We start from the raw sequence: 16607 nt of genomic DNA, 5'->3' as shown, positions 1-16607 counted from the left end.
GTGAGTAAGGTGTTATCGGTAAGTTTGGACCTCCGACTTGCTGCCAGTTTTTGATTTTACCTGTATATATATCTTTAAGTTGGGCAACTGTTAATCCAGATATTTTAAGATTAGGATGGACTGCAACAGCAATACCGTCTATGGCAACGGGTATTTCTTCGAGCATGAAACCCAACTGCTGGGCACTGTTTTGTTCTTCTGGTTTGAGTTGCCGCGAAGATTGAGAAAAAGCAAGCTGCCCCGAAATTACCATTTTGATACCGGGAGAAGAACCTGGGGCGCCGTTTGTTGGGTCAGTATAGCGCAGTCGAAATTGTGGCAAGTCTTTTTGAATCACCGAGTCAACGTCTCTACGAATAGTAGCCCATGTTGTGCTTCCTCCATAGTTAAACAGTCCGGATGGAAATTTCTTAATGCCTGTAAACTTAGTGCCTGTATCTATTTGTTGAGCAGCTGAATTTGAGCCTGTTAAAAAGCGAGGATTATTAAACCACCAAAATATTCCACCACACACTAATCCTAATGTTGTTAAAAATGCAATTATTAAAACGGCTGTTTCATTGGTCTCATGTTTTTGTGACATATTTTTAGATAATTAATTTTGATTTGTATCGACTTCATATGTGATGACACCCTTCGACCAAATATTATCTTTATTGTGAAGGCTGAACCTTAACTTCTGGTTAACGTTTTTATTTGACGAACAGTAACGTTTTGTGAATAATATTTGCAATATTTGAAGGTACAAAAAGTTATATATGTTAGCTAAGGAAAAAATGTCCCTCTGATTATATTTCTACAGGGACAGCGCATTTTTATGCATTTTAATGTAATAAATTGATAAATATAATTACAAAATCATTGATAAAACTTTATAAATCAGTCGGAAGAGTGAGGTAACAGCAATGGAAACTAAGCTAGCGATAACAGCAAAAAATAATACGGATGGTATGCTCAAAGAGCCTCGCAAAAACAATAAGACGATTGGTAAAGTAATTATTGGAAAAACTATTAAATCAGAACCACCTACCCAACGCCTGTATTGAGCAAATATCATCGCGCTAATTAATACAACGGATATACTTAGACTAATTGGTAGAGATTTTATCAAAGTTAAAAGCGCTATTGCTATTAATCCTCCTTGTAGTCCGCTGAATCCTGCTCCTGTTAGTATTTCGATTGTGGAAAATTGCTGTGTTGATGGTTGATTTTTATCGGGAAGTCCAGACTGTAGCTGAGTTTGGTGTTGAAGTTGCCGTTTAGATTGTTGTGTTTTTGGCGCCTCCAAAGCATCTAACACATCAGTTGCAGTTTGAAACCTTTGGTTAGCCGCAGGAAGTAACATTTTGTTAAGTACTTTGGTTAGCTTTGGGCTAGTACTGACGAAATCTTGCCATTTCCACTGATTGGTATAAGAATCAAACAGTTCTGTGGCATCTTTACCTGTAAGTAAAATAATTATAGTTACCGCTAAAGCATATAAATCAGTTGATGGAAATACCTGACTACCTGACATTTGTTCCGGTGGCGCATATCCCATCGAAAAAATTCCAGTTGAGGCGCCGACAGTACTTGTTGGGGCGTTTGTAACTAATTTAACTGCTCCAAAGTCAAGTAAAAAAAGTTTGCCGCTTTTGTCACGCATGATATTTGAGGGTTTAATATCACGGTGAATAATGCCGCGATTATGCACAAACTCAAGTATCTTTAAAACTGAGCGCAATACAAATACAGCATCGGACTCGGAAAATTTACCTTTTTGCTCTAACTCCTGGTCTAAGTTTTCCCCATCAATGTATTCTTGAACCAAGTAAAAAAACTGCTCTTGCCTACCGGGTGGCGAACCATCGACAATTACTGGAAAATAAGCATACAAATCGGTGAGTTGGTCATGCTGATAACCAATTTCCTCTAAAACCACTGCTTCGCGTTCAAATAGTTCTTGTGCGAGCGCAAGTTGTGTATCACTCAAGGAACCTGCTGGCAAAAACTGCTTGACTACACAGGAGCGCATTGCTGGAGTATAACGGTCACGCGCTAAAAATGCTGCGCCAAATCCTCCTCTACCAAGTAATTTGGTGGGAATGTAGCGTCCGGCTAAAATTAATGGCATCCCGCAACTAGTACAATATTTCTGCTGTACAGTTCGTAGTTTGGCGGTTTCATCAATATCAGTAAAATGATTCAGCGGACGAGGACAGTGTGGACGAGTGCAGTAAACTTCCATATCATTTTATTGCCATTTGTCAAGGAGTGAGATAGCCCACTTTTTTGGGTGGGTATCCCGAAAATTTGTGTTACCACAACACGTCCAGAATCTAGTTATCTGATGCTTTTAACCGGGAGGTCGCGTGACAAATTCTACTAATCATCATCTAATGGCGCCTCAACATTTAAAGCACCAACTACTACCGGACTATGTGTTGATTTTAACACTTCCATATTCCAGCCCGGAGCTGCAAATTGGGGTAAAATCTCTTGGCTAAAGGCTTCAGCAGCTTTTGAACGGTAACGGTTAGGGTTAAAAATTAGCCACAGCGTTCGCTTGACTACCACACCTTCAATTGTCGAGCGGTGAAGTACTCCCATTTGCAATTCTTTTGAAATTGCCGAGGTGGAAACAAAAGCCGCCCCTAACCCTGATTGCACTGCGGTTTTGATTGCTTCGATGGAATTTAACTCCATCTCAATTTTAAAACGACGCGTATCGATATCACAGCGCGATAGCACTTGTTCGATAACTTTGCGTATAGTGGATTGCGAATCGAGAGTAATGAATTGTAATTTATATAAGTCTTCTTTTTGAATTTTTTCCAGTTTTGCGAAAGGATGAGATACAGGTAAAATCAGTGCCAATTCGTCTTCGGCGTAGGAAACCGTTTCCAGCGACTCGGCAAGTTCACCGGGGACTTCACCGCCAATGATAGCTAGATCGACTTGTCCGTTCGCGACGCCCCAAGCAGTGCGTCGAGTTGAGTGGACGTGTAATTGTACAGCTACATCGGGGTATTTTTGTCGGAACATGCCAATCATTCGCGGCAACAGATAAGTTCCTGTTGTTTGAGAGGCGCCGACAATTAAGGTACCACCTTGGAGATTTTGCAAATCATCGATAGCACGACAGGTTTCTTGACACAAGCTAAGGATTTTTTCTCCGTAGCTGAGTAGTAGATGTCCGGCTTCGGTTAATTGCGCTCGTCTACCTCCACGGTCAAATAAAGGAACATCGAGTTGGCGCTCTAAGTTTTGCACCTGCAAACTAACAGCAGGCTGAGAAACATAGAGACTATCAGCGGCACGCTTGAAGCTCCCTTCTGCGGCAATCGCTTTCAGAATACGCAACTGATCTAGAGTAAAAGGAAGGTCAGACATAAGGCTCAACACACAATCATTTGAAAGGAGCAACGAAATTGATAATGCACGGATAATAGCCGCTCGTAATTAAACGAGTGCGCTTGACTGCATCTTAAGCAATAAGGCTCTTGTCGAAAAAGACAAGTTAGCAACATCTTGACTAAAGTCCCCCTTTAAATACTTTGTGGTATTGATTGTACTGAAACGCACGTCTTCTTTAAATTATTTCACGTATGTCTTTGATGCTGCCAGATTGGTTAACGCCTAGTCATTTTATTATGCTCGGATTGCTAATTGCTTTTGCAATCGCACACAGCGGAGGCGCTGCACTACGTCCGTGGGCAGAAAAATATACAGGTGCAAGGTTATATCGCGTTATTTTTGCTTTAATTAGCCTACCTTTGGCTGTTATTTTAATTGTTTACTTTTTCAATCACCGTTATGATGGTTTGCAAATTTGGCAAGTCCAAGGACTACCTGGGGTGCAAACATTCGTTTGGGTGTTGTCGGCGATATCGTTTCTGTTCTTGTATCCTGCCACATTCAATCTACTAGAAATTGCTGCTATTCAAAAGCCCCAAGTATATCTATACGAAACAGGCATCGTTCGCATTACCCGTCATCCTCAGATGGTTGGGCAGATAATATGGTGTATTGCTCACACTCTATGGTTGGGTACGACTTTTACAATCGTGACTTCGTTAGGTCTCATTTTGCACCATCTGTTTGGGGTGTGGCACGGTGATCGACGTTTGAAACTACGTTATGGCGATGCTTTTGATGCTGTTAAGGAACGTACAAGCATTATTCCATTTTTGGCTGTTTTGGATGGGCGCCAATCGCTCAAATGGCAAGAATATATACGCCCTGCTTATTTGGGGGTAGTGATATTTGTACTACTGTTTTGGTGGATGCATCCTTTGCTCTTGGTGTCAACAAGTAGGATACAATTTTAAATCTGACACATGGTTTGTTGACATAGCCGCCAAAAACTAATTACAACAGACGTCTACTGTAATCAATTACAGCAAAATCAATGTACGATGGATTGAAAGCTATTGGTTGGGGATCGGCGCGATTAACCCAACCAATAAGGCTTCTCAATATTAAAACCCTATAAGTTATAGAGGCGTCATGGTGTTGTCGGTTAGTGAGCGGACATTTAGTCAAGAAGTTTTACAATCCCCTGTTCCTGTGTTAGTAAATTTTGGAGCGCCCTGGTGCGGCTTATGTCGCATAATTCAGCCTTTACTGCTACAGTTCAAGCGAGAATGCGGGGAAGAAATCAAACTCGTTGGAATTAACGCTGATGAAAATTTTAAAATATCGAATCAGTATAAGCTTAAATCACTGCCAACTTTAATTTTGGTTGAACAAGGGTTAGTTCGACAACGCCTTGAAGGATTCAAAAGCCGTGAGGACTTAATTAGGGCGTTAGAAGATATTAAAATTAGCCACATTCTGTCTCCCAAATCTCAAAGTAGCTCAAAAACAGCTAGTGTAATGTAGCAAATGGTATTCTTTTTAACGTCCTGATTCAGCTTATGCGCCTACACCTAAAATAAAATAACTTTTTTAAAAATTACTTTCAAAGTCCACGACTTCCACGCCAAAGATATTTTATTTTTGGCGTTGATTTAATTGCAAAAAATTCTCGCCCAACTAAGCCCAACTAATATAATATTCAAAGGATTGCTTTATATCTAGTCACACGATAGGTTTTTTCAACTAATTATAATTAGTAATCTTTGTCATTAAATAGCGTTATACGATACATGACGAATTGTGTGATTAGATAAAATGGTCGGGTAGACAGGCAAATAAGTTAAGTTTGAACTAGAGCTATGAGCGTTGAGGTTGATATCAGAGTGCGACTAAAATATTTTTTACGAAAAGAAAAGAATTTGTGTCTTATTGTACAGGACTCAAAGTTTGCCGCACCCAAAGATATCCAAAATCTAAACAATAGCTTAACCAACCCACCCGATTCCCGTCTGGTGGGGTATTTTATGAATAAAGGTGTGTGTCACAATTATTTACAGTTCCGACAAATAACTTAATCTTTAGAAATTCTAGAAGTAGGCGCCAGTGATGGAAATAATCTATCAGTATGCTTGGCTAATTCCGGTACTCCCACTGCTTGGAGCTATGCTGGTTGGGCTAGGATTACTCTCTCTAAATCAGGCAACAAACAACGCGCGACAACTCAATTCCGCCTTAATCATCTCGCTGATGGGTGTAGCGATGCTCATGTCGATTGCCATATTATGGAGCCAAATTCAAGGACATGCCCCCTACAGTAGTATCTTTGAATGGGCTTCTGCTGGTAATTTTCACCTAAGCATGGGCTACACGATTGACCACCTGACAGCCTTAATGCTCGTAGTTGTAACGACTGTAGCTTTTCTCGTAATGATATATACGGATGGCTACATGGCACATGACCCAGGTTATGTCCGTTTCTATGCTTACCTAAGCCTATTCGGTTCTTCGATGTTGGGCTTAGTGGTTAGCCCCAACCTTGTACAAGTTTACATATTTTGGGAACTTGTAGGGATGTGTTCCTACCTGCTGGTGGGTTTTTGGTATGACCGTAAGGCAGCAGCAGATGCTTGTCAAAAGGCATTTGTTACTAACCGTGTAGGTGACTTCGGTCTTTTATTAGGTATCTTAGGGCTTTTCTGGGCAACAGGAAGCTTTGAGTTTGATGTGATGGGCACCCGTCTTGCCGAACTTGTGCAAACTGGGTCTTTAAGCAATTTCCTAGCAATTTTGCTGGCAATTTTAGTCTTCTTAGGTCCTGTTGCTAAATCAGCACAGTTTCCTTTACATGTTTGGCTTCCAGACGCGATGGAAGGTCCCACCCCAATTTCCGCACTTATCCACGCGGCAACAATGGTGGCAGCAGGTGTATTCTTGGTTGCACGGATGTACCCTGTGTTTGAACATGTACCCGTAGCAATGAATGTGATTGCTTTTACAGGCGCCTTCACAGCGTTTTTAGGAGCGACAATTGCAATAACTCAGAACGATATTAAAAAAGGATTGGCGTATTCAACAATATCCCAGCTTGGCTACATGGTCATGGCAATGGGAGTTGGCGCCTATAGTGCAGGACTATTCCACCTAATGACCCACGCTTACTTCAAAGCGATGCTGTTTTTAGGTTCAGGTTCTGTTATCCACGGAATGGAAGGTGTTGTTGGACACAACCCAGCTTTGGCGCAGGATATGCGCTTAATGGGTGGACTGCGGAAATACATGCCAGTTACAGGTTTTACCTTTTTAATTGGTTGCTTGGCAATTTCTGGTATTCCTCCTTTTGCTGGTTTTTGGTCAAAAGATGAAATTCTCGGCGCCGCATTTGCAGCTAACCCATTATTATGGTTTGTTGGTTATGCAACCGCTGGTATCACTGCTTTTTACATGTTCCGGATGTACTTTTCTACCTTTGAAGGTGGGTTCCGGGGTACTGATAAGAAGATAATTCAAAAGCTTGAGAAAGCTGCCACAATTTTGGTTGAAGGTGAAACACTGGCGCCTAACTATGGCCCAGGTGCAATGAAACAAGGTGAATTAGAAGCTACTGGTGGTGGACATCACGATGACCACGGTCATGGACACAGTAGCGAACCACATGAGTCACCGTGGACAATGACTTTACCATTAGCAGTACTTGCTATTCCTTCGATGTTAATTGGTTTAGTAGGTACACCTTATGCTAATTACTTCGAGGAATTTATCCACTCCCCTAGCGAAACAGCCCTGGAGATAGCAGAAAAAGCTGCTGAATTCAACCCCCAAGAGTTTTATGTAATGGCGGGTAGTTCGGTTGGTATTTCTTTAATTGGGATAACCTTGGCTTCGTTGATGTACTTGATGCGGAAAATTGACCCTGCTGCAATTGCATCCCAAATCAAGCCGCTGTACGAGCTTTCCCTTAACAAGTGGTACTTGGATGATATTTACCACAAAGTTTTCGTTTTAGGATTACGGCGCCTTGCCCGTCAAGTTATGGAAGTTGACTTCCGCGTCGTTGATGGTGCTGTTAACTTGACTGGTTTCTTCACGCTTGTTAGTGGTGAAGGGTTGAAGTATATCGAAAACGGACGCGCGCAATTCTACGCTCTGATTATATTTGGTGCGGTGTTAGCGCTTGTAATTTTGTTTGGTGTTACTTAAGAAGAGTGCTGAGTAATGAGTGCTGAGTGCTGAGTAATGAGTGCTGAGTAATGAGTGCTGAGTGCTGAGTAATGAGTGCTGAGTAATGAGTTTTACTACTCAGCACTCAGCACTCAGCACTTTTAGCTAATTTACCTTTATTTTTTGTTAAATCAACCTAACAATACAGACGAAAGCCAAAAAAAACTGCTAGTAAATAGCTAGTGGACGATAGCCGAAAACTTTATTCGTTACTAGAAAATTTGATGAATACAGCTCATTTCCCGTGGCTGACGACGATTATTCTTTTGCCAATTGCGGCGTCGCTACTAGTACCAATCATTCCGGATAAAGATGGCAAAACTGTGCGCTGGTTCTCGCTAATCGTAGGACTGGTTGATTTTGCACTGATTGTAACTGCATTCTACACTGGATATGACTTTTCTAATCCAGATTTGCAGCTAGTTGAAAGCTACCCTTGGGTACCACAACTTGATTTGAATTGGTCAGTAGGGGCAGACGGCTTGTCGATGCCCCTTATTATTTTGACAGGGTTTATCACAACGCTGGCAATTTTGGCAGCATGGCCTGTCACTCTGAAGCCAAGGCTATTTTATTTTTTAATCTTGGTAATGTACGGTGGACAAATTGCCGTTTTTGCTGTGCAAGACATGTTGCTGTTCTTCCTGGTATGGGAACTCGAACTTGTGCCTATATACTTCTTACTGTCAATATGGGGTGGTAAGAAGAGACAGTATGCAGCAACTAAGTTTATTTTGTATACAGCAGGTGGGTCACTGTTTATCTTGCTTGCTGCCTTAGCAATGGGATTTTATGGCGATACAGTGACGTTCAATATGCAGGCGTTAGCGCTGAAAGATTACGCTATTAACGTTCAACTCTTGCTGTACGGCGCCTTTTTAATTGCCTACGCGGTAAAATTACCTATCATTCCTCTTCACACTTGGCTACCCGATGCTCACGGTGAAGCAACAGCACCCGTCCACATGTTGCTTGCTGGTATTTTGTTGAAAATGGGTGGATATGCGTTAATTCGCATGAATGCTCAAATGTTACCTGATGCTCACGCTTATTTTGCGCCAGTGTTGGTGATATTGGGGGTAGTTAATATTATCTATGCCGCTCTAACATCGTTTGCCCAGCGTAACCTGAAGCGAAAAATTGCGTATTCTTCAATTTCGCACATGGGGTTTGTGACTATTGGTATTGCTTCGTTTACTGATTTGGGTTTAAACGGCGCCATACTGCAAATGGTATCCCACGGTTTGATCGGGGCTAGTTTATTCTTCCTTGTCGGCGCCACATACGACCGTACTCACACGCTGATGCTTGATGAGATGGGTGGTGTTGGTAAACGTATGGGTAGAATTTTTGCGATGTTTACGACTTGTTCGCTGGCATCTTTGGCTTTGCCTGGAATGAGCGGTTTTGTGGCTGAGTTAATGGTATTTGTTGGTTTTGCAACCAGTGATGCTTACAGCCCAACTTTTAAAGTGATTGTGATCTTCTTGATGGCGATTGGTGTTATTCTTACACCTATTTACTTGCTGTCGATGCTACGCGAGATTTTCTACGGTAAAGAAAACGAAGAACTCGTATCGCATCAAAACCTTATTGATGCTGAACCGCGCGAGATTTTCATTATCGCTTGCTTGTTGGTTCCGATTATCGGTATTGGATTATATCCTAAGATGTTAACCCAGGTTTATGATTCAACTACGATACAGCTAACTGCAAGGCTACGTGATGCAGTGCCAACAATAGCACAAAAAGAACCAAGCGCTGTCTCGTTAAAGGCGCCTGCGCTTAGTGAATAATATGTCGTATAGACAATAACTGAAGAACGATAAAACTTGAATTTATGTGTAGGTAGGACTAACGGTGCCTACCTTTTTTTCATGTTAAATATTTTAGTCAAATATTTTCTTTATGATAATTTTCTAATTAATCTGGGAATAATAAATTTAGATAAATAAGTAGATGTGTGTTCAGTCTTGGTATATAAGTCAAAACCGCTTTTTTATTTTTACCACAAAGACACAAAGTACACAAAGTACACAAAGAAAAAAGAGGTGTTTTAGAGGCTTATAACCAGAATTTAAATACGGAAAATTATTGTACATCAAGTATTACTCGTCAATATGGAAGTGTTAATTTTGTTTATCTTTTTAGCATTGGTAATTAATTCAGATATCAATCGTTACCATAAACCAGATAAAAAGAAAAAGATAGAAACAATAGAGTTTAGCATTGAGGATTTAAAATTCAGTTGCGAGAAAATTCTTAAACGTGTTGATCAAATGACTGGACGACAATTTGAAGAATTTTTTGTATTTCTTTTGAATAGTCTTGGATACTATGCATATGTAACTAAAGCTACAGGAGATTTTGGAGCAGATTCTGTAATTATGATAGATAATCTTAGAATCGTTGCTCAAGTAAAAAGGAGCAGTAAGCATGTTGGAGGTAAAGCTGTACAAGAAGTTTTAGGAGCAATTAAACCTTACCATGCAGACCGAGGCTTAGTAATTACTAATAATTTTTTCACTCAAGATGCTCAAAAAATCGCCAAATCCAATAATATCGAGTTATGGGATAGGACTATATTGATAGAATTGATAGAACAAGCTCAAAGTAAGTTGGGTTTTCGTTAAACTTTTAATTGGGTAACTGCGATGTTGCCTGAAAAGCAAATTTCAACATCGCTTCCTGAAGTTCGTTCACGTTTACTGTATTCTCCAACGTAATAAAACTCATTACCTTCGATACGGTAATTTACTGGTAGGGGTTTGGTACAAGGTTGGCAAAATATAATTTTTGGTTCTGGTTCTCCAGGTTGGTGGTGCGGTAAGTTTACGTTCCAAAATGTGCCAGGTTCAAAAGGTAGGTTGAATAAGTTTTCTAATACTTTTTCTGTAAACTTTGATGCTGCATCCCAGTTGTAGTTGAGTTTACTTTTACGGTAGTGTGAAATAGCAATACCAGGTATACCAAGCATTGCAGCTTCCCTAACTGCCGCTACAGTTCCGGAAATATACGCATCAACACCGAGATTTCCTCCAGCGTTGATACCTGATAGAACAAATTTGGCGCCGGGGCAAATATGAGTTAGCGCAATTCGAGAACAGTCTGCGGGAGTGCCACCAATGGCGTATTCACGTTCGGAGCGACGTAAAAGTGGTATTGAGTGGGTAGTGGTTACTTGATGACCACAACCTGACTGATGATCCTTGGGGGCAGCGATAATCGTGTCATATCCCTCTACGGCTTTTAACAGTGCTTGAATACCTGGAGCGTCGATACCGTCGTCATTGGTAAGAATTAAAGTCATGTGGAAGAGTAGGGTGTGTGACGCCATAACAATTATAAAATAAAACCAATGAACTAGTGGCGTCACGCACCGAACTTACCGTTAACAAAAATCAGCAAAAATCAATTGCTGCCCATTCGGGTTGACGATAGTAACGTGTCATATCGTCAAATTTGCGTAGCTCCGCACGATGTACTAAAAATTTGGGCAAATTTCCTAGCAATTTTTGATTTAAGTCGCTAATCGTCTCAACAAAAGACGCGCGGTTTAGATCTGGCGCCACTTCGCCAAAGTAACCCAAAGTAATATGAGCGGTTAAATGATAGTTTTGTTCAATACCTAAACTCATTAATTGTGGATTTTGGTATAAAGTGCGACGAAAGCTGATGATTTGCTCGTAGCTAGCGCGTTCAGTAGGTACTAAACAAACACCAATGGCTCTTGGCATTACCATTATTCCTAGTACTTCTAAATGAATCGGATTTGCAACTGGCGCCGTTTGCTTATAAGTATCAAATATATTGGCGCAGTAAGACTGTAAATTCGATTCGTAATTAGGGTTACGTATACACTCGTCGCGGTAAGCATTGTCCCAAATTAAATCAGCAACAGTTAAGTGAAAACTCGTAGACGGTACTGGAACAATAAGTTCAGATTTTCCAATGTTTATAGATAAATTAAGTAGTTGGGCTTGGTAGGACTGTAAATTCGTATAGAAATCAGCATTTTTAGCATCATCCTCACTTGGTGGGGTAATGATTGTATAGCCTGGGAATGGCGCCGCTTGTCTTTGTCCTGTTGGCGCCGCTTGGTATTTGTACGACTCATGGATGTGTTGAACTTGAGTTTGGTAGGACTCAGGCAACGTCATGCGCGCTAGTCGGTTTAAGTAAGTTTGATAATCGTCGTCCACCCTGTATTTACCTCGCACATCTCAGATATTGTACGCGCTGCTATTCAATATTGGTGGAGAGTTGTAAAAAGTATATAAGTTTCTTGGTTTTACTTAACTAGCAGTCATAAACGGGAACTGTATTTGGGTTAAAGAGCGTCAGGGGTGGAAAATAGTATCAAGTAACGTTGTTTCTGCTCTTCCCATTCTTGGATATTGGAAGTTAAAAATGGGTTGGATGTATTTTAATTTATTCAACCTATGCCTAGAACTCCGAACGAATACGTAGTACATATGATGATGGAAAGTGGTCACAGGGAGGAAGTGCGCTTCCCTACGATTCAAGAATTCCAAAAGTGGTACAGTGGCGAATTGATGCCCAAGGCTGCTTCAGATGATTTCATCAGCGTCCCCATTAAAAATATTCAAGGGGAATACATGGTTGTCCGACCCTCAAAAGTTGTGGCAATCCGCGTTGAGCCTATTTTTAGCTCTAGTGTTGAACGATTTAGTTAAAAGATGAGAAAAACGCTTGCTTTACTTTCTTTGAGTCTAGGTATTGCTGCTGTCGTACCACTTTTATCAGTGGTTGCTCAGGTGCCAATTTTACCTCCAATACGAATTCCCAGTAGCCCACAGTTACCACCATCACAAGGACAACCACCAGTTCTACTACCACCTGGTGGGGAAATTGTTCAACCTGTTCAACCGCTCAAACTTACCAAATTAGACATAAATTGTCAGCCCGCGCGGGGTTGTTTGGGTTGGGATGAGCAGCTTTTTTGGAGTCAGGGCAAGCCAGGAGACCGTCAGGCATTACTGAGGTCAATTGATAATAGCTTGCGCTATTTGAATACACCAAAGGCTGCTACAGTGTATCAAAATTTCCCTGTCGAGGGAATTACGCTTGATCGAGTACGCAGAAGTTTAGTGCGGTTTCGGCAGTTGGTCGTTAGCACTAAGTCGCCTGCACAACTCCAAACAGCAGTTAAACGAGAGTTTGATTTTTACAAGTCAATCGGTAATGACGGTCAAGGTACTGTAAAATTCACTGCTTACTATGAGCCTGTTTACACTGCTAGCCGTGTTCGCACTAATCAGTATAAATATCCTCTTTATCGAGTTCCGCAAAACCTTGACCAGTGGGCAAAACCTCATCCAACACGAGTGCAACTCGAAGGGGAAGATGGGTTGCTAGGTAATAAAAGCCAATTGCGTGGTTCTGAACTGTTGTGGTTTCGTGACCGTTTAGATGCCTATATGATTCACATTCAAGGGTCAGCTCAACTAAGACTAACTAATGGTTCGACAACAAGCGTCGGATATGCAGGTGCCACTGACTATCCTTGGACTAGTATTGGTAAGGCATTAATTAAAGACGGCAAATTAGACCCTCAAAATGCTACGATGCCTGCTTTAATTAGTCATTTTCGCCGTGTACCAAAAGACTTAAATGTTTATTTACCGAAATGGGAACGCTTTGTTTTCTTTAAAGAAACTGGCGGTGAACCTGCAGGTGGTAGTATTGGCGTACCTGTAACAGCCGAACGTTCGATTGCTACTGATAAGTCACTAATGCCTCCAGGCGCCCTTGCTTTAATTAACAATACTTTCCCATTTCCTGCACCTGGTGGAGGTATGGTAAGGCGCCAAGTTAGTCGTTTTGTTCTTGACCAGGATACTGGTAGTGCAATAAAAGGCCCTGGTAGAGTTGATTATTTCATGGGTACTGGTGAAATGGCTGGCAATAGAGCAGGTGTTACTGGTGGTAATGGGCAATTGTATTATTTACTTTTGAAATAGCAATTCCAACAAATAAATTAATATCTTGTGGAACGGGCATCCTTGCCCGTCCTACATCTCTGATTCAAGCTATAGTGCTTTCATAACAATATAGAAAAAAACACCTGTGTTTCCTCTATACGACGAAAATCCAACGCGAATCACTCCGTACATTACTTACGGATTGATAGGTATTAATGTATTAGTGTTTTTGCACGAAGTACGCCTGTCTGATGCGGAGCTTAACCAATTTTTACAGCTTTATGCTGTGATTCCACGCCAACTAACTCGGTTCCCTAATACTGAATGGGTAACATTATTTACGTCGCAATTTTTACATGGTGGTTGGTGGCATCTTGGTTCTAATATGCTGTATTTATGGGTTTTCGGTAATAACATCGAAGACCGTATGGGTCACTTTAAGTATCTAATTTTCTATTTATGTTGTGGTGCCCTAGCTGCGTTATGTCAGTGGATAATTGGTATTGATTCTAATATTCCTTCTTTGGGCGCCAGTGGTGCAATATCGGGAATTTTAGGCGCCTATCTAATTCGCTTTCCGCAAGCACAGGTTGTAACTCTGGTATTTATATTTTTTTTCGTAACTACGATTCGTCTACCAGCATTGGTACTAATTGGGCTTTTCGTAATTAATAACGTCGTGTCCGGTTTGGCTAGTTTACAAGCAGCAGCTAATATGAGTGTGGAAAGTGGAGGTGTTGCCTACTGGGCGCACATTGGCGGGTTTGTTTTTGGTATTATTCTTGGTCCAATTTTTGGTCTGTTTAAGCAAGATGAATATTAGTTATAAGTGCTGAGTTGAAAGTGCTGAGTGCTGAGTTTATGTTATAAGTTTAGAATTTTTACTCAGCACTCAGTACTCAGCACCCTACACTCTTTTGCCATTTACTGTGACTTTATCTTCTTCAAGGGTTGTTTTTAATGGTTGAGAGGTAATAACTACATCTTCTGCACCGTTGACGACGGCGCCTATTAAGCCCATTTCGGATTCAACTAGCTGGTCAACAGCTTCGCTAAATACGTTTTCTTGAGTGAAGTTGGGTCGCGCGACCATGATTATACCGTCGCTGTAAGGTTGAATTAGTAAGGCATCATTTGATAAACCAAGAGGGTTTGAGTCTAAGATGACGAAATCAAACCGTGCGCGCCCGTCTTCCATTAGGCGCCGCATCTCACTTGACTCAAGAATTGCTGCTGAATTTCTTACAGGCCCCGGACAGGGAACTATATATAGGTTCTCAATTTCGGGAACAAGACGGACACATTCGCCTGAAGCGTAATAACGTAGCGGTTCACTCAGAGCATCTGGGTCTATACTGACTCCTAGAGATTCACAGTAGGAAGGAGAACGTAAATCTGTTTCAATGATTAAAGTCCGTTTTCCGGCACGCGCGCAAGCTATTCCTAAATTGTAAGAACTGACTGTTTTTCCTTCTCCTGTTCCTGTACTCGTAACCAATACGACTTTGACATCACTACCACCGATTCGACGCAAATTACTGCGGAATTTCTCGTATATTTCCAGATAACCAGAATCAGGTGAAATAATTACAGGTACTGTATTTTTACCGTAGGTCTCAAATGGTAGCAAAGGTAATTCTGCCAGCAGTGCGACTTCTTTTTGCTTCAAATTGTCGCGAATATCTTCTTTGGTTTTGAAGGTTCCTTCGAGTGAACCAAGTAAGAATATTACCCCTCCTCCAATAATTAGACCAAAGACTAAACCTGCTGCCAGGGTTACGGGAACGCTTTTTGGTGGTTTGACATTTTCAATAATTCTTGGTGGACGAGCTATGCTTAAGCTACTTACGGTTTCTGCTTCGGCTGCTTTAGCATCGGTGAGCTTAACCTGCATCTGGTCGAAGATAGATTTTTTGAGAATTATTTGCTGTTCTAAACGCGAGCGTTCGAGTTGTTTATTAGGTATTTGAGCATATTGTAGACGCAGTACACTTTCTTGACGAGTTTCGTTACCAAGTTGCTGTTTTAATGTATCGCGAGTCGTTTGCAGCGCTACTAACTGATTTGCTAGTTCTTGACGCGCGGGGTCTAAATTATTACGAGCAAGTTGGTCTGTAACTGTTCCAGGCAAAGGTGCAGCGTTACCACCACCAGTAGCGACTTGTGCTTTACGGTCATTGAATAACTTCTCAGTTGCTTCGAGCTGGCGCCTCAACTGTACCATTGCAGGATATTCTGCTCGTACTTCTTTTTTGAGAGGTTCCATTTGGGACTTAATTTGAAAAATTTGTCCTCGCAAATTATTTAAAATTGGGTCTGCACTAAGCGCTGATGCTACGTATGCTTGGGTTGCGTCCATACCCAACTTACCTTGCAAACTCCGAATTTGAGCATCAATACCAATCAAAGTTTGCTGCAACTGACGCTGCTGGTTTTGACTGTTTGTTACAGCACCAAGTAAACTGCCGTTTTCTGCTGCTAAAATTGCTGGACGTTCAACGCGGTCGTACTGCTCAAGCTTTTTCTCTGCTGCTTCGAGTTCTTTCTTCGCATTCGGTAAGCGTTCGTTAATTTTTCCAATAATTGATTTTAATTGTCCGGTGTTGCGCTCGCCGCTTAATTTCACCGATTCTTGCAACATTGTCGTCAAAACTTCTGCTGTTCTTTCACGGTTACTATCCTGATACTTAATTTCTATAATATTTGATTCTAAATCACCTGTTTTCGTGCGCTTCGGAAATTCAATGGCAATTGTGTTTGCCAACTGCTGTGGTTTTAATTTTGTTTTTTCCACCAATGCGCGTACTATTGGTTCAGAAAGTAAATCAGCTTCGGTTAAAGTTTGTCCTTTCTGCTGAATTTGAGTACCTATTGCTGAGAAAGAGATTGGTGGACCAGTATAAGCAAGTGCAGCATCTCCTTGGTAATTTGCAGGTGGGTCTGGTTGCATTGCGACTACCGTCGAACCTGCAACAACTAGCGCAAAACTAGCTAGTCCAATCCACTTATATTTATCAAATGCGATTAGGTAGCGTTTAACAATCGGTGGTGCCATTTGTCCTGGGTTAGGAAAGGGGAGGGTTGGGGGTGGGTCGGAGTGTTTGA

Annotated in this window: 14 protein-coding genes; 8 read left to right on the top strand and 6 right to left on the bottom strand. The window is 41.3% G+C overall.

What is annotated here, in order from left to right; genetic code table 11:
• The 3 genes from AC2JBO_RS20115 to AC2JBO_RS20105 form a co-directional block, all read right to left on the bottom strand.
• A partial coding sequence (locus AC2JBO_RS20115; RefSeq protein WP_496955429.1) for a substrate-binding domain-containing protein occupies positions 1-583 on the bottom strand: 583 nt, incomplete at its 3' end.
• A 267-nt stretch (positions 584-850) separates the two neighbouring features.
• Entirely contained in the window at positions 851-2227 is a 1377-nt protein-coding gene (locus AC2JBO_RS20110) for a protein kinase domain-containing protein (RefSeq protein ID WP_496955428.1), read from the bottom strand.
• Between the two features lie 137 nt (positions 2228-2364).
• Positions 2365-3372 (bottom strand): LysR family transcriptional regulator, encoded by a 1008-nt coding sequence (locus tag AC2JBO_RS20105; RefSeq protein WP_496955427.1) that lies wholly within the window; start codon positions 3370-3372, stop codon positions 2365-2367.
• Positions 3373-3596: 224 nt separating this feature from the next.
• On the opposite strand from AC2JBO_RS20105, the gene AC2JBO_RS20100 reads away from it, so the two are divergent.
• From AC2JBO_RS20100 to AC2JBO_RS20080, 5 genes are all read left to right on the top strand, one after another.
• Positions 3597-4310: an NnrU family protein gene (locus AC2JBO_RS20100; RefSeq protein ID WP_496955426.1), complete on the top strand. Its 714-nt coding sequence runs from the start codon at positions 3597-3599 to the stop codon at positions 4308-4310.
• A gap of 178 nt (positions 4311-4488) precedes the next feature.
• Positions 4489-4863 carry a thioredoxin family protein gene (locus AC2JBO_RS20095; RefSeq protein ID WP_496955425.1) on the top strand — a complete coding sequence of 125 codons (375 nt, stop codon included), beginning with the start codon at positions 4489-4491 and terminating at the stop codon, positions 4861-4863.
• Positions 4864-5445: 582 nt separating this feature from the next.
• The gene (locus AC2JBO_RS20090; protein WP_496955424.1) at positions 5446-7536 is read left to right on the top strand and encodes an NAD(P)H-quinone oxidoreductase subunit 5; all 2091 of its coding nucleotides are present in this window, start codon (positions 5446-5448) and stop codon (positions 7534-7536) included.
• Positions 7537-7781: 245 nt separating this feature from the next.
• A complete protein-coding gene (locus AC2JBO_RS20085) occupies positions 7782-9353 on the top strand; it encodes an NAD(P)H-quinone oxidoreductase subunit 4 (protein ID WP_496955423.1) in 1572 nt (523 codons plus the stop codon).
• 324 nt (positions 9354-9677) lie between these two features.
• Positions 9678-10190, top strand: a complete 513-nt coding sequence (locus tag AC2JBO_RS20080; protein ID WP_496955422.1) for a restriction endonuclease — start codon at positions 9678-9680, stop codon at positions 10188-10190.
• Here AC2JBO_RS20080 and surE read toward each other — a convergent pair.
• Both surE and AC2JBO_RS20070 read right to left on the bottom strand, forming a co-directional pair.
• Positions 10187-10867, bottom strand: coding sequence for a 5'/3'-nucleotidase SurE (gene surE / locus AC2JBO_RS20075; RefSeq protein ID WP_496955421.1), 681 nt, complete (start codon positions 10865-10867; stop codon positions 10187-10189). The genes AC2JBO_RS20080 and surE overlap by 4 nt on opposite strands.
• Before the next feature lie 91 nt (positions 10868-10958).
• The gene (locus tag AC2JBO_RS20070; protein WP_496955420.1) at positions 10959-11759 is read right to left on the bottom strand and encodes a DUF1868 domain-containing protein; all 801 of its coding nucleotides are present in this window, start codon (positions 11757-11759) and stop codon (positions 10959-10961) included.
• Positions 11760-11999: 240 nt separating this feature from the next.
• Between AC2JBO_RS20070 and AC2JBO_RS20065 the strand changes: the two genes are divergently transcribed.
• The 3 genes from AC2JBO_RS20065 (at position 12000) to AC2JBO_RS20055 (ending at position 14325) form a co-directional block, all read left to right on the top strand.
• On the top strand, positions 12000-12254 hold the full coding sequence (locus AC2JBO_RS20065) for a hypothetical protein (RefSeq protein WP_496955419.1): 255 nt from the start codon (positions 12000-12002) through the stop codon (positions 12252-12254).
• Positions 12255-12257: 3 nt separating this feature from the next.
• Entirely contained in the window at positions 12258-13541 is a 1284-nt protein-coding gene (gene mltA / locus AC2JBO_RS20060; RefSeq protein WP_496955418.1) for a murein transglycosylase A, read from the top strand.
• Positions 13542-13647: 106 nt separating this feature from the next.
• Entirely contained in the window at positions 13648-14325 is a 678-nt protein-coding gene (locus AC2JBO_RS20055) for a rhomboid family intramembrane serine protease (RefSeq protein WP_496955417.1), read from the top strand.
• Between the two features lie 84 nt (positions 14326-14409).
• Here AC2JBO_RS20055 and AC2JBO_RS20050 read toward each other — a convergent pair whose 3' ends face one another.
• Entirely contained in the window at positions 14410-16557 is a 2148-nt protein-coding gene (locus AC2JBO_RS20050; protein ID WP_496955416.1) for a GumC family protein, read from the bottom strand.
• Positions 16558-16607: the final 50 nt, after the last annotated feature.

It is taken from the genome of Calothrix sp. CBUCES-K 9914, from assembly GCF_059640475.1.
This window is presented reverse-complemented; position numbering and strand designations above follow the sequence as displayed.